Annotated in this window: 18 protein-coding genes and 1 tRNA gene; 9 read left to right on the top strand and 10 right to left on the bottom strand. The window is 30.5% G+C overall.

Features of this window, described 5'->3' with window-relative positions; translation table 11 throughout:
• Window positions 1-212 precede the first annotated feature (212 nt).
• The 8 genes from OQH62_RS03915 to OQH62_RS03880 all read right to left on the bottom strand — a co-directional run bounded on the left by OQH62_RS03915 (window position 213) and on the right by OQH62_RS03880 (window position 8,699).
• The gene (locus tag OQH62_RS03915; RefSeq protein WP_266014063.1) at window positions 213-785 is read right to left on the bottom strand and encodes a UbiX family flavin prenyltransferase; all 573 of its coding nucleotides are present in this window, start codon (window positions 783-785) and stop codon (window positions 213-215) included.
• Entirely contained in the window at window positions 782-1,435 is a 654-nt protein-coding gene (gene flgA, locus OQH62_RS03910) for a flagellar basal body P-ring formation chaperone FlgA (protein ID WP_266014060.1), read from the bottom strand. Before flgA ends, OQH62_RS03915 begins: the two co-directional genes overlap by 4 nt.
• A 13-nt stretch (window positions 1,436-1,448) precedes the next feature.
• Window positions 1,449-2,225 (bottom strand): MetQ/NlpA family ABC transporter substrate-binding protein, encoded by a 777-nt coding sequence (locus tag OQH62_RS03905; protein ID WP_266014057.1) that lies wholly within the window; start codon window positions 2,223-2,225, stop codon window positions 1,449-1,451.
• An 8-nt stretch (window positions 2,226-2,233) separates the two neighbouring features.
• On the bottom strand, window positions 2,234-3,007 hold the full coding sequence (locus OQH62_RS03900) for a MetQ/NlpA family ABC transporter substrate-binding protein (RefSeq protein WP_266014054.1): 774 nt from the start codon (window positions 3,005-3,007) through the stop codon (window positions 2,234-2,236).
• Window positions 3,008-3,119: 112 nt separating this feature from the next.
• Window positions 3,120-4,031, bottom strand: coding sequence for a methionine ABC transporter permease (locus OQH62_RS03895; RefSeq protein WP_266014052.1), 912 nt, complete (start codon window positions 4,029-4,031; stop codon window positions 3,120-3,122).
• Window positions 4,024-5,034, bottom strand: coding sequence for a methionine ABC transporter ATP-binding protein (locus OQH62_RS03890; RefSeq protein WP_266014049.1), 1,011 nt, complete (start codon window positions 5,032-5,034; stop codon window positions 4,024-4,026). The genes OQH62_RS03895 and OQH62_RS03890 overlap by 8 nt, the downstream gene beginning before the upstream one ends.
• 1 nt (window position 5,035) lies before the next feature.
• A complete protein-coding gene (locus tag OQH62_RS03885; RefSeq protein WP_266014045.1) occupies window positions 5,036-7,648 on the bottom strand; it encodes a valine--tRNA ligase in 2,613 nt (870 codons plus the stop codon).
• 52 nt (window positions 7,649-7,700) lie between these two features.
• Entirely contained in the window at window positions 7,701-8,699 is a 999-nt protein-coding gene (locus tag OQH62_RS03880) for a hypothetical protein (RefSeq protein WP_266014042.1), read from the bottom strand.
• A gap of 118 nt (window positions 8,700-8,817) precedes the next feature.
• Here OQH62_RS03880 and OQH62_RS03875 point away from each other — a divergent pair, with 118 nt between their 5' ends.
• The 9 genes from OQH62_RS03875 to OQH62_RS03835 all read left to right on the top strand — a co-directional run bounded on the left by OQH62_RS03875 (window position 8,818) and on the right by OQH62_RS03835 (window position 18,094).
• Window positions 8,818-10,845 (top strand): ATP-dependent helicase, encoded by a 2,028-nt coding sequence (locus tag OQH62_RS03875; protein ID WP_266014039.1) that lies wholly within the window; start codon window positions 8,818-8,820, stop codon window positions 10,843-10,845.
• A gap of 112 nt (window positions 10,846-10,957) precedes the next feature.
• Window positions 10,958-11,485, top strand: a complete 528-nt coding sequence (gene tpx / locus OQH62_RS03870; RefSeq protein WP_266014036.1) for a thiol peroxidase — start codon at window positions 10,958-10,960, stop codon at window positions 11,483-11,485.
• 323 nt (window positions 11,486-11,808) lie between these two features.
• A complete protein-coding gene (napA, locus tag OQH62_RS03865; RefSeq protein WP_266014033.1) occupies window positions 11,809-14,580 on the top strand; it encodes a periplasmic nitrate reductase subunit alpha in 2,772 nt (923 codons plus the stop codon).
• Between the two features lie 5 nt (window positions 14,581-14,585).
• On the top strand, window positions 14,586-15,338 hold the full coding sequence (napG, locus tag OQH62_RS03860) for a ferredoxin-type protein NapG (protein ID WP_266014030.1): 753 nt from the start codon (window positions 14,586-14,588) through the stop codon (window positions 15,336-15,338).
• On the top strand, window positions 15,335-16,117 hold the full coding sequence (gene napH / locus OQH62_RS03855; RefSeq protein WP_266014027.1) for a quinol dehydrogenase ferredoxin subunit NapH: 783 nt from the start codon (window positions 15,335-15,337) through the stop codon (window positions 16,115-16,117). The genes napG and napH overlap by 4 nt, the downstream gene beginning before the upstream one ends.
• Entirely contained in the window at window positions 16,114-16,635 is a 522-nt protein-coding gene (locus OQH62_RS03850; RefSeq protein WP_266014025.1) for a nitrate reductase cytochrome c-type subunit, read from the top strand. Before napH ends, OQH62_RS03850 begins: the two co-directional genes overlap by 4 nt.
• 2 nt (window positions 16,636-16,637) lie before the next feature.
• The gene (locus OQH62_RS03845) at window positions 16,638-17,549 is read left to right on the top strand and encodes a WD40 repeat domain-containing protein (protein ID WP_266014022.1); all 912 of its coding nucleotides are present in this window, start codon (window positions 16,638-16,640) and stop codon (window positions 17,547-17,549) included.
• The gene (locus tag OQH62_RS03840) at window positions 17,549-17,884 is read left to right on the top strand and encodes a chaperone NapD (protein WP_266014019.1); all 336 of its coding nucleotides are present in this window, start codon (window positions 17,549-17,551) and stop codon (window positions 17,882-17,884) included. The genes OQH62_RS03845 and OQH62_RS03840 overlap by 1 nt, the downstream gene beginning before the upstream one ends.
• A 51-nt stretch (window positions 17,885-17,935) precedes the next feature.
• Window positions 17,936-18,094 carry a hypothetical protein gene (locus OQH62_RS03835; protein WP_266014016.1) on the top strand — a complete coding sequence of 53 codons (159 nt, stop codon included), beginning with the start codon at window positions 17,936-17,938 and terminating at the stop codon, window positions 18,092-18,094.
• A gap of 23 nt (window positions 18,095-18,117) precedes the next feature.
• Here the strand turns inward: OQH62_RS03835 and OQH62_RS03830 are convergent.
• Together OQH62_RS03830 and OQH62_RS03825 are read right to left on the bottom strand one after the other, a co-directional pair.
• Window positions 18,118-18,203 (bottom strand) — tRNA-Leu (locus OQH62_RS03830).
• A gap of 20 nt (window positions 18,204-18,223) precedes the next feature.
• Window positions 18,224-18,568, bottom strand: a complete 345-nt coding sequence (locus OQH62_RS03825) for a F0F1 ATP synthase subunit C (RefSeq protein WP_266014013.1) — start codon at window positions 18,566-18,568, stop codon at window positions 18,224-18,226.
• Between the last annotated feature and the right edge of the window lie 249 nt (window positions 18,569-18,817).

Genomic DNA, 18,817 nt, shown 5'->3' with positions numbered 1-18,817 from the left:
GAATATAAAAAATATAAAGAGATACTATGCAATACAGAAACTCTAACTAAATTAAGTCTTTTGGAAGTTTCAACTTTCTTTTTGCTTTTACACAAAAGATGACAAAAGAAAGTAAAAGTTTAAGACAAATCAAACTCTACCACTTTACTATTGTACATTTTTCCAGTGTTTGTGGTGTATAAATTTGCAAAGAGTTAATGGATTTGGCTATATTATAAAGCATTATTATTCTTCCATCTTTGAAATATATTGTGTTTAATTCCCAACAAATCGAGCCATTTTCCAACTATAAAATCTTCAAGCTCTTCCAAATTTTTTGCTTTACTGTAACTTGCATAGATGGGAGGTGCTATACAAACTCCCATTGTACTAAGTTTTGTCATATGTTCTAAACTTAGTGTTGAAAATGGCATTTCCCGTACCGCCAAAATGAGAGTTTTTCTTTCTTTTAGGGCAACGGCTGCCGCACGTGTGAGTAAACTTTGAGCAAAACCAGCATTGATTTTTGCTAAAGTGGAAATAGAGCAGGGGGCTATAATAGTTTTATCTATGCCAAAAGAACCACTCGCAAGAGCTTGAGTAAGGTCATCATCATTGGCAAAAATCACACTTTTAAAGCGGGATTTACAGAGTTTTTCTAAATCTTTTTTATGTTCAGCTGCAAAACTTTTTTTTGCTCCTTGAGTAAGTATGCAGAAAATTTCAGCCTTTCCTTCTAAATTTTTTAAAAGTTTCACTCCCAAATTAATAGCACTTGAACCTGAAATTCCGAGTACAATTTTCATTGTAAAAGTATCCTTTTTTTATCTACAACTACACCTTGTATTGTTTTGCCTTCTTTATTTTTTGCTTTAATTTTTTCGCCTATATTTCCATTTTCCAAAGCAATAAGCTCTATCAAAACATTAACATTTTCTGCGTTTAAAATTCCTACAACAGAATCATTTTTATGAATTAAAGCAATAGCTTTAAACATGCTGTCTTTTAAAACAGTGTTTTTATTAATATTTGTTTTTGCAATGAGATTTTTTGTTGCCTCAAGAGCGTTTAAGGGAACTTTGTCAAAATCCATTACAATAAGATCATAGTCTAATTCTGTAAGCCTTTGCCCCTTTTTTATAGGACGGTTTGCTCGTAAAACTTCTAAATTTGCTTGAATAAAGTACCGAAAAAAAATATTTTTATGTATATTTTGAGGAGTAATAAATTCAGCACGGATAAAACCTTGTGCTTTGTTTAATTTTGCATTTGCAATGCGTAAAAATTTGTAATTTTCAAAATCTTTTGGCAAAGAAGTAGATTTAAGCTCAATTTGAGTGATAGAAAGCTTAGGGAAATTATTTTGAAATTCTTTAGTAAGGGCTTGTCTGACAGATTCTAAATTGCTAGCATTGGCAAAAGCGAAAAGAAAAAAAACAAGAAAAAGATTTTTCATTGTAAAAATTCTTTTAAAAGGCAGGTATAACAGAGCCTTGATATTTCTGTTGTACAAATTCTTTTACAGCATCGCTTTTAAGAATCTCTTGTATAGCTTTTGTTTTTTCATTTGCTTCATCGCCTTCTCTTACAGCTATAATAATAGCATAGAGACTGTCTTTATCTTCGATGAAAATTCCATCTTTGAGTGGATTAAGCCCAGCACCTAGTGCATAATTTGTTGTAATAATAGCTAAATTTGCATCCTTTAAAGCGCGTGGAAGTTGAGCAGCTTTGAGTTCTATAAATCGCAAATTTTTAGGATTGTCTTGTATGTCTAAAGGAGTTTTGAGACTGTTTTTGTTTTTAAAAGTGATGAATCCTGCTTTAGCGAGTAAGTCAAGTGCTCTACTTTCATTGGTCGGGTCATTTGGTATAGCTATTGTAGCATTTTGACTTAAAGTATGCAAGTCTTTTATAGTATTAGAATAAATTGCCATAGGAACAAGTATGATAGAATCTAAACCAATTAATTTTGTACCTTTGTTTTTATTAAAATCATCTAAAAAAGGTCTGTGTTGATAGAAATTTGCATCAAGTTCTTTTTCATTTAAGGCTATATTTGGCAAAATATAATCACTAAATTCACGTACTTCTAGTTTCCAACCTTTTTGTTCAAATAGAGGTTTTGTAAATTCTAAAATTTCAGCGTGCGGAGTAGGAGTAGCACCTATTGTAAGAGTTCTTTGAGCACAAAAAGCGAAATTACAAATTAGACTTAGAGCAAAAAATAGTATTTTGTAATTCATCATCACTCTTAGAAAGCAGGAATAATGGAGCCATTATATTTTTTAAGGATAAATTCTTTGACTTTGTCATTGTGGAGGGCTTTTGATAAGGCTTGAATTTTTGAATCATTTTCGTGCCCTTGTTTTACAACGACGATATTTACATATGGACTATCATTGTCTTCTATAAGCAAAGAATCTTTTACAGGATTAAGATTTGCTTCTAAAGCATAATTTGAATTAATTATGGCAAAATCTACATCATTTAAAGCACGTGGAAGTTGAGCAGCTTTGAGTTCTGTAAAACGGAATTTTTTCGGATTGTTTGTGATATCAATAGGAGTTTTTAAAGACTTGTCTTTGAAGCTTACTAATCCTGTTTTTGCGATGATATCTAAAGCACGACTCTCATTAGTTGGGTCATTTGGTATAGCAATTAGCAATCCTTCTTTAAGTTCGTTAAAATTTTTATGTTTTCGTGAATAAACAGCCATAGGTTCTATATGTACATTAGCCACTTTAACAAGTTTTGTACCTTTTGTTTTATTAAATTCTTCTAAATAAGGGATATGTTGAAAAAAATTCGCATCAAGTTCCCCGCTATCTACTGCTAAATTAGGTAACACATAATCTGTAAATTCTTTAATTTGAAGTATATAGCCTTGTTTTTCTAAGTCTGGTTTTATAAATTCTAAAATTTCAGCGTGAGGTATAGGAGTAGCACCTATTGTAATTGTTTCATTTGCATTAAGTTTCAATGCAAAAGCTAAAAAAACAAGAAGAAAGAAAGATTTGATTTTCATAATTTTTCCTTTTGAAATATATTTCAGTCTTTTTTAGAAAAAACCGCATTGTGTTTTTTCAAGCAGAGAATAAAATCTTAAAGATTGTATTGAAAAAATGATTAATGTAGGCTTAGTGAAAAAGTTGATTGATTTTTTTATACAACCAATACACAAGTAAGAAAACAGCTACAATTATTTGCCAAATAACACTCTTTTCATCATAAAAATTAAAAAAGAGATGAACTGTTACAAGAATAAAAAGCACAATGACAATGCGTAAATTTTTATTGTTTTTTGCCCAAGTATAGCAAAGATTGCCTACAATTTGTACCAATTGTACTAAAAGCAGTAGGATAATAACAGTTTGTATCATCACCTCTTTGTTAAACCTTTCATATCCATATCGTATAGCGACATCGCCAAGTCCTCCTCCTCCAACAGTACCAGCAAGTGCTGAAAACCCTATAATAAAAATAAAAATAAGCGTAACACCGTTAATAATACTAGGAAGAGATTCTGTAAGGATTATTTTGAATATGATTTGAGTATTGTTAGCCCCGTAAGATTTTGCAGCTTCTATAATACCTTTATCAACTTCTTTAAAAGCATTTTCCAACATTTTGGCAAGATAAGGGCTTATACCTATGGTTAAAGGTACAATGGCAGCACTTGTTCCTATGCTTGTTCCTACGATCAACTTTGACAAAGGCAGCAATATTACAATAAGAATAAGAAAAGGAAAGGCGCGTAGGATATTTGTAATAAAATCTAAAATTCCATAGGCTAGTTTATTATGTTTGATACCTTCTTTGTCATAAATAGTAAGTAAAATTGCAGGAAAAAACGCAAGTAAAAAACCAAAAATAAGAGAGCTTATACTCATATAAAGCGTTTCATTTAAGGCTTGTTTTAAGATGTTTTGATAGTTATCTCCAAAAGTATTTACAGAATTAAGTAAGACTTGTTCCATTTCTGTTAAAGAAAAATCAGTAAAAAATTGCGAAATTCTATTGAAAAATTGAATTATCTGATTTTCATTCATCAACAAGCTCCCATAAAACACCGCTTTTTTTAAGATAGTTGAGTACTTTTGTTGTATCGGCTTTATTTATATTAATGACTAAATTTCCTAAAGCTGTGCCATTGAGTTTTTCTATTTTGCCCCAAACTATATTAAAGTCAATATCAAGAGTTCTTGCCATATGAGTAATGATACTTTTTTGCGCTACTTCTTTTGGAAAATATAATTTGATATTTAATCCTTGTTTAGGAAGAAAATCATTTTCTCCAAGAAATTCTTTCATTTTAGGATTTGGTTTTAAAAAAAGTTCTTCTACATTTCCATCTCCTATAATTTGTCCATATTCTAGTAGCAATGCTTTTTGGGCTATATCTTTTACAACTTCCATTTCGTGTGTTACTAAAACGACTGTTATACCCAACTCTCTATTGATTTGTGCGATCAATTCAAGTATATTTTTTGTTGTATTTGGATCTAAAGCCGAAGTTGCTTCATCGCTAAGGAGAATTTTGGGGTTGAGTGTCAGAGCTCGTGCTATGGCGACTCTTTGTTTTTGTCCCCCGCTCAATTCTTTTGGATAAGAGTACATTTTATGAGATAATCCTACTATTTCAAGCAAAGAATTAATTCTAGCTTTCATCTCTTTTTCACCCATAAAAGCTTTATCAAAGAGTTTAGAATATATTTTGCTTTGTGTAAAATGTATATTTAAAGGCATAGCAACATTTTCAAATACATTTTTATGCTCCATTAAAGCAAAATTTTGAAAAATCATTCCTATATTTTTACGTAATGCTCTTAATTCTTTTGGTTTTTTTTGCAAGTTTCGTAATTCTAAATCAAAAACTTTTAAACTACCTTCTTCGTAAGTTTCAAGCCCGTTGATACAACGTAAAAGAGTTGATTTTCCAGCTCCACTATGTCCAACTATGGCATAAATTTCGCCTTTTTTAATTTCTAAAGAAATATTATTAATAATTAATTCTTTTCCATAATATTTTTTTAGATTTTGTATTTTAATCACATTAAATCTCTAAAGTTTTAAGTTCAGCTTCTATTTTTTCAAGCTGAATATTTAAATTTTCCAGAGCTTTTTTGTTTTGTTCTATTACTTCTTTTGGAGCATTATCAATAAATTTTTTATTTGAAAGCATAGAATTGAGTTTTATGCTTTCTTTTTGAAGTTTCTTTTTTTGATTTTCAAGTCTTGCAAGTACAGCACTTAAATCAATATTTTCTAAACTGATGAAAATTTGAAGATTTGCATTAATATCACAAACCGCCTTTTGAATTGTACATTCTGTAAATTCTACATCTTTACATTTTGCAAGTAAAAGAATAAAATTTTTATACATTTCTAATTCATTTTGCAAAGTTCTATCATTGAGTTTTATAAAAGCTTTTTTTATTGTTGTATTACCTAAGTCAATTAAACTTTTTGCACGACGAATTCCTACAACACTTTCAATGATAAGAGAAAAAATTTGAGTGTATTTTTTATCAGTTTGATGAAATTGTGGATATTGTGCTATCATTATAGAATCACTTGTTTGAAGTTTTGTGCCACTTAGAGTATGATAGAGATATTCACTTATAAAAGGCATAAAAGGATGTAAGAGTTTTAAAGCTTCTTTAAAAATACTTCCAAGTTCTTGAATACTAGTTTTATCGGCTTTACTGAGTTCTATACCCCAATCACAAAAATCATCCCAAAAGAATTTATATAAAGTACTTGCAGCATCATTGAAGCGATAATGATCTAAATTTTCACGTACTTCAAAAATACAATTTTGAAATTTTGAATAGATAAAACAAGCTAAAGGACTTTGAAGAGTAAGTGTTTGCAAGTCTTTAAAATTAGTTTCATTTAAAAGTAAGTATTTGCTTGCATTATACAGTTTATTTGTAAAATTTCTTATTTGTAAAAGTTTTTCATTGCTAAGTTTTATATCGCGTCCTTGAATACAAAGAAGAGCTAAAGTGAAACGTATAATATCGGCACTATATTCTTCTATGGTTTCTTTTGGATCTATGACATTACCAAGACTTTTACTCATTTTTCTTCCTTGTTCATCTTTCACAAGAGCGTGTAAGTAAATATCTTTAAATGGTAGTTTTTGCAAAGCATTTGTACTTTGAAACATCATTCGTGCAACCCAAAAAAATAAAATATCAAAACCTGTTATCAAAAGAGAATTTGGATAGAATTCCTCTAAATCGTTTTCATTCCAAAGTTTGTTTTTACCCCAGTCTTTGTTTTCCCAACCAAGTGTACTTATAGCCCACAAACCTGAAGAAAACCAAGTATCAAGAACATCTGAATCTTGTTTGAAATTTGTTTGTTTGCATTGAGGGCACATTTTAGGAGTATCTTCTTGCGCCCATTCAAAGCCACATTCGCAGTAATAAACAGGGATTTGATGTCCCCACCAAAGTTGCCGTGATATACACCAGTCTTTTAATTCTCTCATCCAAGCATTAAAACTATTAATCCAATGATATGGGTAGAATTTGCTCTCACCATTCATTACTTTTTCTATGCTTTGTTGAGCTATTTCTTTTTTTACAAACCATTGCTTTGAAATGTAAGGTTCGACTATGTTATTACATCTGTAACAGTAGCCAATTTGATTTTTATAATCTTCTATTTTTTCTATGAAACCGAATTCTTGAAGTTTTGCTACAATTTTTTCTCGAGCTTCCAATCTCTCTAAACCTTCAAACTCTAAACAATGTTTATTAAGAATTCCTTTTTCATCGAAAATAACAATAGAGTCTAAATGGTGTCTCAATCCTACTTCATAGTCATTGATATCGTGAGCTGGAGTAACTTTAACTGCTCCAGTTCCAAAATCTTTATCTACTTGTTCATCGCTTATAATTGGAATGCTTTTTCCACATAATGGTAGAAGTACTTGTTTTCCTATAAAATTTTTATATCTTTCATCATTTGGATGAACCATCACAGCAGTATCTCCAAAGAGAGTTTCAGGACGAGTGGTAGCGATAGTTATAAAATCTTTATTCTGTTTTAAAAAATACTTTATAAAATACAATTTGCTTTGATTTTCTTTGTATTCAACTTCTATATCACTTAAAGCCCCATCGTGAGTACACCAATTCACCATATAATTGTCACGTATAAGAAGTTTTTTTTCATAGAGCATAATAAAAGCTTTTTTAACAGCATTTGCAATACCTTGATCCATAGTAAAGCGCAGACGAGACCAAGCAGGACTAATACCAAGACTTTTCATCTGTTCTAAAATACCCTTTGTACTTTGTTCTTTCCATTCTAAGACTTTTTCTATAAACTGTTTTCTTCCCAATTGCTCTTTCGTAATCCCTTTTGCAAGTAATTGTTTTTCAACAACATTTTGAGTAGCAATTCCAGCGTGATCAAATCCAGGCTGATAAAGAGTTTTATAGCCATCCATTCTTTTATAACGTGTAATGATGTCTTGCAAAGTAAAGGTTAAAGCGTGTCCTATATGCAATACTCCTGTAACATTTGGAGGGGGCATCATAATGCAAAAATTCTTGCCTTCTTTTTGAATATGTTTGTTTGAATCTATTTCAAAATATCCACGTTTTTCCCAAAGCTCATAATATTCTTTTTCAATATTTTTATCATACATTTTTTAACCTTGAAAGTCGTTTTGCTTTTTATTTAAAGATACAGCTATTCTTTTATTTTGCTTTAGATGAAGTGATTTGGATAACCTCACAAAACGGAAAGAAGTATTGTGCTGTTTGCAAACCTGTTTTTAAGCTTTTTATGTGTTGGGCAAAATTACTTCCCTTGTTGTCTTCTTCGCTTTGTAAATTGATTCTTTCTATAATTTCTTCACGAGCAACTTTTTCATTGAGTTCGCTTGGAGTATTGAGATACGGCACTATTTGTTCTATGCTAATGTATTTGTATGCCTTTTTTTTCTCAGAAAAGATAATGTCTTTATTGTAAATAGTTAAATTCATTTCGTGTTTTGGAAGCATTTCAATAAACACACTGAGATTATAATCTATAGAACGTTCTTGTACCGGTTCGAGCATCTCTTTGAGAAGATTAATTCTATAATCACTTAGAGCTTTACCATCTACAACATACACTTTAACAGTCTCTGTGCTTAATTGAGGTTCTAAGCGACTGTCTTTTCCTCTTTGCTGATATTCTTTAATAGGGCTTAATTGAGAAGAAACTTGGGTTCCCTTTTTTCTTTTGTTGTTGAGTGTTTGTAAAGAATTTGTGTTGTTATTTTCTGCTTTTTGTTGAGTTTGAATTCTTGCTGTTTTCTTTTCTTTGCTTGTGTTTTGGTCTAAAATTTGCTCTTTAGAGTTTTGATTTATATTTTGTTGCGGATCTTGAAAAAGGTCTTGCTGCGGTGAAACTTGACTTATATTGTATTCATTTGTTTGATTTTGTGTTAAAAATTGCAAATCTGTTGTATTTTCGGTCGGTTCATTTGGCAATTCTCTTGGAGTTTGATTGAATTCATTGTTTTGGAAACTTTGTTCTGTATAAGAATTTTGTGTTTGACTAGACTGTGTTTGAGTTGTATTTTTAGATTTGTTTGAATAATAATTATAATTAGGTTTTGAATATTCAAAAAGGTAATAATAAGTGCCACCAAGTATGAGAACTACAATAAAAAGCACAGTAAATATAATCGAAAAAACTTTTAAATTCATTAGCAAAATCCTTACTATAATTTATTAAGAAAAAATTTATCCATTATACTATAACAAAATCTAAAATTTACTTTTTTTAAGTATTTTTTTCTATAATTAATCCTTTTTAAGGATTAAAATGCCGCTTTCTAGACTTAATCAAGAACAATTACAAGCAGCTAGTGCAAATTTTGGATATAATCTTATAATTGCAAGTGCAGGTACGGGCAAAACTTCTACCATAGTTGCTCGGATTGCTTTTTTACTTCAGCAAGGAGTACAAGCTGAAAAGATACTTTTGCTTACTTTTACAAATAAAGCAAGTAAAGAAATGATAAATAGGCTTAATCGATACTTCCCTACAAATATTACAAATAAAATTCTCGCAGGAACATTTCATAGTACTGCTTATACTTTGTTGAAAAATGTAAATAACAATATTATTTTAAAACAAGCTAGTGAGTTGAAAATTCTTCTTCGTAGTGTTTATGAAAAATACACTTTTACATCTTTAAGTGATTTAAAACCTTATCAAGCAAGTTATTTATATGAGCTTTATTCTTTATTTTATAATAAAACTCAAGGCGAAGATTTTTCTTCTTGGTTTTGTAAGAATTATGAAGAACAAAGTATTTATGCGCCGCTGTATCAAGATATATTAAGAGAGTATGAAAATGAAAAAAAGAAGTTCAATTATGTTGATTTTAATGATTTGCTTTTAAATCTTAAAGAACTTTTAACTCGAAAACAGCTTGAGTTTGATGAAATTTTAGTTGATGAATATCAAGATACAAATGCTTTGCAGAGTTCTTTAATTGAAGCTTTTCAAAGTAAAAGTTTGTTTTGTGTTGGTGATTATGATCAAAGTATTTATGCTTTTAATGGTGCTGATATTAATATCATAGGAAGTTTTCAATACCGTTTTAAGAATGCAAGAATTTTTTCACTCAATAAAAACTACCGCTCTTCGCGTTCTATTTTAGCTTTAGCTAATAAAGTGATTCTTAATAACGAAAGACTTTATCCTAAAGAATTGATTGTTACGAGAGATGATGAAAACAGAAAACCGATTTTATTAACTTTTGAAGAACTTTTTGATCAGTATAAAAATATCGCACAAATAATACTTGCATCAGGAGTACATCTTGAAGATATAGCTATTATATTCCGCAACAATTCTAGTGCTGATGGTATGGAAGTGGCTTTAAGAGAGCTTGGGATCGCTTGTGTAAGAAAAGGAAGCGGAAGTTTTTTTGAGAGCTTAGAAGTAAAGGTTTTTTGTGCTTTTTTAGCTCTTCTTGTTAATCCTAAGGATATTATGGCTTTTATTTACTTGATGCAATATACAAAAGGAGTTGGTGTTGTTTTGGCAAAAGAACTTTTTGATGCTTTGATAAAGCTTGGATATGGGAGTATTGTTGAAGGTTTCCTAAATCCTGATTTAAAAACAAATTTACACAATTTCAAGAAAAATTCTTATGAATTAGGACTTTTTGCTGAGTTAAATGAATTTACTAATGAAACACGTTTTGAACTTCAAAGTGAATTTCATTCCAACCCAATTTTGAAATTTGCTAAAATCAATCAAGCCTGCGCACACAATTTGGAAGCAATATATTTTTTATTTAAACAGAGTAAAGGCATTCAAGATTCCATAAAGGTAATTGATAGAATTTGCAACAATACTTTCTTTCAAAAAATTTGCGAAGAATTAGCAATAAAAAGAGCAACAAATAGGGCTGGAGAACTTGATGTTATAAAAAAAGAAGAAAATAAAGAAAAAATACAAAATAAAATAAATATTTTAAGAGAATTTGCATCTAAATATAGCGAAATCCAAAGCTATTATAATTTTTTGGTATTAGGAAGTAATGAAATAAATAGCGGCAAAGGAGTGAGTTTATTAAGCATACACGCTAGCAAAGGCTTAGAGTTTGAACTTGTATTTGTGATTGATTTAGCACAAGATCGTTTTCCAAATAAAAAGCTTATCAATATGGGTGGGTCATTAGAAGAAGAAAGAAGACTCTTTTATGTGGCAGTAACAAGGGCAAAAAATATGCTCTATCTTAGTTATGCAAAATATGATAAAAATAAAAAAATTTCTTACACTCCATCTTGTTTTCTTCAAGAAGCAGGATTGTATAAAAAAAATAAAAAAACTTAATCTTTTTATTAAATATTTATTAGTGTTTTTAGTTATAATTTTTTTCAGGAAAAATCGAACTCAAGGAATTTAGTTTGGTTTTTTCCTAGTAAATTTTTATTAAGGAGAAAAAATGTCTGTTACTTTCAAAGGAGATCCTATTAAACTGAAAACAAACACATTAGAAGTCGGTGATAATGCTCCAAATGTAAAATTAAAAGGAAAAGATTTAGGAGTTGTTGAAATAGCTCCTGCAGGAAAAACACAAATTATACTTTCTATGCCAAGTTTGGATACACCTGTTTGTGCTTCACAAGCAAGAGAATTCAATAAAAAAATAGCTTCATATAAAGGTGTTGAAGTTATTGTTGTTACAATGGATTTACCTTTTGCTATGGGAAGATTTTGTAGTACAGAGGGTATAGAAAATCTTGTTGTTGGAAGTGATTTTCTACAAAAAGAATTTGCGGAAAAATATGGAGTGTTAATAGCTGATGGAGTGCTTGAGGGTTTGTGTGCTCGATCTGTTTTTGTTGTAAAAGACGGTAAAATTGCTTATAAAGAAATAGTAAGCGAAATCACTGAACTTCCTAACGAAGAAAAGCTTGATACTTTTTTTGGAAATTCTGAATGTTGCAGCAGTAGTTGCGGTTGCCACTAAGATTTATTTTGCAGGAATTCCTGCAAAATAACAAAAATTATTTTTTCTTCGTTCATTTCTTTATTTTTAATCAATTGTAATTTTTTAATCTCTCATAATTCTGACAAGAATATAGTAAAAACATAAGAATTAAAATATTATTTTAATTGAGAGTATTTTTATCTATTTTTTATTATTCTTTAATTGAAAATAATAAAGAGAAAAAATATCCTAAAATAAGGATTTATAAATTATTATTTTTTTATCATTTTAATTATTTTTTTATTATTATTTTCTTATAATTTTTGTTTGGTATATTTTTAGATTATAAAGGAGATCTAATTATGAATAGAAGGGATTTTATTAAAAATACTGCTATTGCAAGTGCTGCAAGTGTTGCAGGAATAAGTGTTCCAGGTTTAGCTTTTCAAACTAACGAAAACTGGCGTTGGGATAAGGCAGTTTGTAGATTTTGTGGAACAGGCTGTGGGATTATGGTAGCAAGAAAAGATGGAAAAATTGTTGCTACAAAAGGAGATCCAGCAGCCCCTGTTAATCGTGGTTTAAATTGTATCAAAGGGTATTTTAATGCAAAAATTATGTATGGTGAGGACAGACTTGTAACTCCTTTGCTTCGTGTGAATGAAAAAGATGAATTTGATAAAAAAGGAAAATTTAAACCTGTTTCTTGGCAAAGAGCTTTTGATGAAATGGAAAAACAATTTAAAAGAGCTTATAATGAACTTGGTGTTACAGGTGTTGGTATTTTTGGAAGTGGGCAATATACCATCCAAGAGGGTTATAGTGCTTTGAAACTTGCAAAAGCTGGTTTTAGAACAAATAATATAGATCCGAATGCTAGACACTGTATGGCTTCTGCTGTGGTTGGATTTATGCAAACTTTCGGTGTTGATGAACCTTCAGGCTGTTATGATGATATAGAATTAACAGATACTATTGTTACTTGGGGAGCAAATATGGCAGAAATGCACCCTATACTTTGGTCTCGTGTAAGCGATAGAAAACTAAGCAATCTTGATAAAGTAAAAATTATTAATCTTAGCACTTTTTCAAACAGAACTTCAAATATTGCTGATATGGAAATCATTTTCAAACCAAACACAGATCTTGCTATTTGGAATTATCTTGCTAGAGAACTTGTATATAACTATCCTCAAAATTTAGACAAGAAATTCATTGAAAAACATTGTGTTTTTGCTACAGGATATGCAGATATAGGATATGGTATGAGAGCAAATCCTAATCATATCAAATTTAAAGCTTCAGAAAAAGATACAGTTGCAAAAGAGAATTCTATTCTTCTTGATGATGAAGAAGCTGTTGCTTTGAAATATCTTGGAGTAAAAGCAGGAGAGAAGTTTGAAATGAAACATCAAAATGTTTCTGATAAAAACTGGGAAATAAGTTTCGAAGATTTCAAGAAAGCTTTAGAACCTTATACTCTTGATTATGTTGCAAAAGTAGCAAAAGGAGATGACAATGAGAGTTTCGAAGATTTCAAGAAAAAACTTGAAGAACTTGCAAAACTTTATATAGAAAAAAATCGTAAAATTATAAGTTTTTGGACTATGGGTTTTAATCAACATACTCGCGGTACTTGGATTAATGAACAAGCTTATATGTTGCATCTTTTACTTGGAAAGCAAGCTAAACCTGGAAGTGGAGCTTTTTCTCTTACAGGACAGCCAAGTGCCTGTGGGACAGCTAGAGAGGTGGGAACCTTTTCACACCGCTTGCCTGCTGATATGGTTGTGTCAAATCCAAAACACAGAGAAGTTACAGAAAAAATTTGGAAAATTCCTGCAAAAACACTCAATCCAAAACCGGGCTCACCCTATTTGAAAATTATGAGAGATTTAGAAGATGGAAAGATCAAATTTGCTTGGGTGCAAGTGAATAATCCTTGGCAAAATACAGCTAATGCAAATCACTGGATAGAAGCTGCAAGAAATATGGATAATTTTATTGTAGTGAGTGATTGTTATCCCGGAATTTCAGCTAAAGTTGCAGATTTGATTTTACCAAGTGCAATGATTTATGAAAAATGGGGAGCGTATGGAAATGCAGAGAGAAGAACCCAACACTGGAAACAACAAGTTATACCAGTAGGTGAGGCAATGAGTGATACTTGGCAGGTTATGGAATTTGCAAAACGATTTAAACTCAAAGAGGTATGGAAAGAACAAAAAGTTGATGAAACATTAACTTTACCAAATGTTTTAGAACAAGCAAAAAATATGGGATACAGCGAAGAAGATACCTTATTTGATGTACTCTTTGCAAATGCTCAAGCAAAAGAATTTACGCTTAATGATGATCTAATTAAAGGTTTTGATAATAGTGAATCTTTAGGCGATGAAAGAAAAGTTATAGGAAGTGATGGTAATGAATTTAAAGGTTATGGCTTTTTTGTTCAAAAGTATCTTTGGGAAGAATACCGTAAATTTGGAGTAGGGCACGGACACGATTTAGCAGATTTTAATAGTTATCATAAAGTACGTGGTTTAAGATGGCCTGTAGTTAATGGCAAAGAGACGTTATGGAGATTTAATACAAAGTATGATTATTATGCAAAAAAAGCCGCTCCAAATTCTGATTTTGCTTTTTATGGTGATTTTGATAAAAAATTACAAAAAGGCGATTTGATTGAGCCAAAAGGAGAGGAAAAATATAGCATTGCAAATAAAGCTAAGATTTTCTTTAGACCGTTTATGAAAGCTCCAGAAAGACCAAGTAAAGAATATCCATTTTGGCTTTCTACGGGTAGAGTTTTAGAGCATTGGCATAGCGGGACTATGACTATGCGCGTGCCTGAACTTTATAGAGCTGTACCTGAAGCACTTTGTTATATGAATGAAGCTGATTGCGCAAAGCTTTCCTTGATGCAAGGTGATTTAGTTTGGGTAGAATCAAGACGTGGCAAGGTAAAAGCACGAGTAGATATGCGCGGGAGAAATAAACCACCTGTAGGACTTGTTTATGTACCTTGGTTTGATGAAAATGTGTATATTAATAAAGTAACTCTTGATGCAACCTGTCCGCTTTCAAAACAAACTGATTTTAAAAAATGTGCTGTAAAAATTACTAAGGCTTAAGATTTATGAAATTGAAAAGGAGAGAATTTTTTCAAAGTGCTTTAAAAGCTGTTTGTTTGTGTACTGCTGGAGGATTTGTAGCAACTTTAGCCTTAAAAGCAAAAGAAACGTATGCGTTAAGACCTCCCGGTGCTGAAGATGAAGCAAAATTTTTAAGTGAGTGTATTCGTTGTGGATTATGCGTAAAAGCTTGTCCTTATAACACTTTGAAGCTTGCAAATCTGCTTGATTCTGCTAAAATCGGAACACCTTTTTTTAAAGCACGAAAAATTCCTTGCTATCTTTGTGAAGATCTCCCTTGCATTCAAAGCTGTCCAACAAATGCTTTGGATAAAAAATACCTTGAATATGACAGCGGAGCATATAAACTAAAAATGGGTATAGCTATTGTTGATAGTACTTCGTGTGTGGCACATTGGGGTATTCAGTGTGATGCTTGTTATAGAGCCTGTCCTTTAATTGATAAGGCTTTAAAACTTGAAATTAAAAGAAATGAGCGCACTGCAAAGCACACTTTTATGCTCCCTATTGTTGATAATGAGGTTTGCGTTGGCTGTGGATTGTGCGAACTTGCTTGTATTACGCAAGAACCTGCTATTAGAGTATTGCCTAGAGAATTTGTTTTAGGTAAAGCTGGAGGACATTATGTGAAAGGTTGGGATAAAGAAGATGAAAAAAGACTTAAAGATGTAAATACTCAAAAGAATTTCAATCAAGATAAAGCAAGAACATATCTCAACAATGAGGATTTATTATGAGATATCTTCTTGCAAGACGAATGATTCAGATTGGAATTTTAGTTCTTTTTGCTTTGCCTTTTACTGATTTTATTCTACAAGGCAATTTAAGCTCTTCAAGATTTTTATCATCTATTCCTTTAAGCGATCCTTTTGCAGTACTTCAAATTTTTTTAGCAAGTTTTAGTGTTGATGTGATGGCTCTTTTTGGTGCTTTTGTAGTACTTTTTCTTTATGCCATTGTACTTGGAAGAGTATTTTGTTCTTGGGTTTGTCCTGTTAATATAATTACAGATTTTGCTGCTTTCATTCGTTTAAAATTTGGTTTTAAGAGTAAATTTGTGATTTTGTCAAAGAATCTACGATATGGAATTGTACTTTTAGTTTTAATTCTTTCTTTTATTTTGTCTTTGCCTGTTTTTGAAAGTTTTTCTTACATAGGCATAATTCATAGAGGGATTATTTTTGGCGGAGCTTCTTGGCTTTTTGTTGCTTTTATTCTTTTTTGTATTGACACTTTTTTAAGTCCTAGAGCGGTATGTTCGCATTTTTGTCCGCTTGGAGCTTTTTATGCTGTTGTGAGTCGTTTTGCTTTACTTAAAGTGAAACATAAAGTTGAAAGATGTACAAAATGTTATGAATGTATACATATTTGTCCGGAAAAACAAGTACTTCATATGATAGGAAAAATAAGTGCCAGTGTTGATTCTGGAGAATGTATAAGGTGTGGAAGATGTATAGAGGTTTGTAATGACAACGCTCTTAATTTTAATTTATTTGATTTAAGGAAAGAAAAATGAAACAAAAAATATTTTTGCTTTTGGCGATGAGTGCTTTATTTCTCGTATCTTGTGCGATAAATAATGGTTTAAGTTCTGAACAAATTGGAATTCGAAAAACAGACTTAGAAACTGAAAACAAGGTTATTCTACCTAAAGTGAATTATACTAATGCACAACCGGGAGAATCTGTTGTTTATGAAAGAGGATATGAAAATGCACCTCCTTTAATTCCTCACGATATCAACGATATGATTCCTATTACTAAAGATAATAATACCTGTATAAGTTGTCACGATAAATTCATTGCCGCTGATGTTGGAGCAACTCCGATACCTGCTACACATTATTATAATTATCGGCTTAATAAAAGCACAGGAGATTCTTTAACCGAAGCAAGGTTTAATTGCACCCAATGCCACGTCCCTCAAAGTGATGCAAAACCTTTGATTGGAAATACTTTTAAACCGGAATTTAAAAGCGAAAATTCTAAAAGTCGTTCTAATCTTATTGATGTAATGAATGAAGGTTTAAAATAAGAGTGAATAAATTTCTTTTTATTGCAATTTTAGTTGCCAATTTTAGTTTCGCTTATGAGCTTACATTAAATTCTAATATCACAGCTATTAAGCTTGATGAAAATATTTTATACATAGGTACAGATAAAGGAGAGGTTGTAAGTTTTGATACAAAAAATAAAACTATAAAATCTCTTTTTTCTCTTCCTAAAATTAAAGATTATTATAATGATAGTTTTGCAAAAATTTACAGCATTGATATTTTAAATGAAAAGATACTTGTGCTTAGCGAGGGTGATTTTGGCTCGAAGAATATATATTGGTATGATAATACCATTTTAAAGCATAAAAAACTTCATAACGAAAGTGCTAAAAAAGCCTTTTTTATAGATAAAAATACTTTTATTGTAGGAATGAGAAGCTCTGAACTTGTTTTGTTTGATTTTGATTTGAATATACAAAAAACTTATAAATTTTCGCATTCAAGTTTAAATGATATAGCTTTAAATGAGGAGAAAAAATTTCTAATAGCTGGTTTTGAAAGTGGAGAACTTGAACTTTTTGATATACAAAATTGGTCTGTATTTACAAGGTTTTCCCAAATTCACAAAGATAATGTTTATCAGGTTGATTTCAAAGGAGATACGATAATAAGTTGTGGTACAGATAGGCGAGTGGGTATAGTTAAAAATAAAATGCAACAATTTTTGCAAAGAAATTTTCTTATTTATACCTGTACTTTAAGCCCTAGCGGAAGATTGGCAGCTTTTAGTGATGATGAAATTGCTAGTATCGAACTTTTCGATACTACTACCCTCCAAACTATAAAGGAAATTCCAAATGGAAATTTTATAAGTCAATTTCTTGTGTTTAGAGATGAGAATACTCTTATACTTTCTGATTTTGGAAACAGTATCTTGATAAAGGAATTGTAATGAACGTTTCAAGTGTTTTGATTGTAGCTAAAGAGCAATATGTTGAGGAGTTGCTCTTAAGAATTAATGCGATAGAAAATTGTTCTGTTGAAGCAAGTGAAAAGGAAAGAATTATCGTTGTCATAGAAAGTGATAATTTAGAAAATGAACTCGTAGCCTATAAAAAACTTGAAAATTTACCAAATATCATAAGTATTAATATGGTATTTTCATATCAAGATTTAGATGAAGATATACAGAAAGCACAAAACAGCATTGCTCTTTGTAGCGTAGAAAAAGAACAAAAAGCAGAAGATGTATCATATTATGGTAATATTTTTCAAAAATTTTCTTAAAAATTGTACATTTGAGTTACAATGTTTCGTAATATTTATAAGAAGAGTACTTTGATTTTCCTTATTCCCTTGCTTATTATTATTGCTCTTATTTTTGGAATTGATTATTTATATTTTAAGGATGAGAATATAGCAATTAAAGAACAAAAAAAGAATGAAGTCCAAGTTGAACAAAAATTTGAAGAAAAAGAGAAAAATTCTACAAAATAAAAATTTTAAATTTACTAAAACTATGGTGCGGTTAGCGAGATTTGAACTCGCACACGCAAAGCGCACCACCCCCTCAAGATGGCGTGTCTACCAATTCCACCATAACCGCTTTAAGCCCTATAAAAAGGGCTAATTTATTGCAAAAACAATGAAAGGATTTAGATATAAAGCAACAAGAGCAATAATAAGTGCATAAATAACTTGTGCTTCTATAACTGCAAATGCAATAAACATTGTTGTTATTAGTTTTGGTGCAAGTCCAGGATTTCTAGCTATTCCTGCTATTGTAGCTGCTGCAGTATTTCCCATACCAATAGCTCCGCCAAGAGCAGCTACACCTAGTCCCAATCCTGCTGCTAATATTGAAAATGCTTTAATCCAAACATTAAGAGCTTCTTGCTCAACAGGAGTGTTCGTCGTTTCAGCAAAAACTATACCAGCAAAAGCGAATAATAAGAAAGCAATTTTTTTCATTTTCACCTTTCATAAATAATTTATTTATTTTAAATTGAGTTCGGCTTGCGTATCCCTACTTAACAAACTTTAAAATAAAGTTTCTATTATAGAATAAATAAACTTAACTTTAGTTTTATTCAAACATTTACAAAAATTCACAATTTTTATTATTTTTCTATAGATATTCGCAATAATAAAAGTTTTTTAATAAAAATTAAAAGTTTTTTTGCTTTAATTAAAATAAACTTTTTAGATAATAAAATAATT

It is taken from the genome of Campylobacter sp. MIT 21-1684, assembly GCF_026241315.1.
GTDB lineage: Bacteria > Campylobacterota > Campylobacteria > Campylobacterales > Campylobacteraceae > Campylobacter_D.
This window is presented reverse-complemented; position numbering and strand designations above follow the sequence as displayed.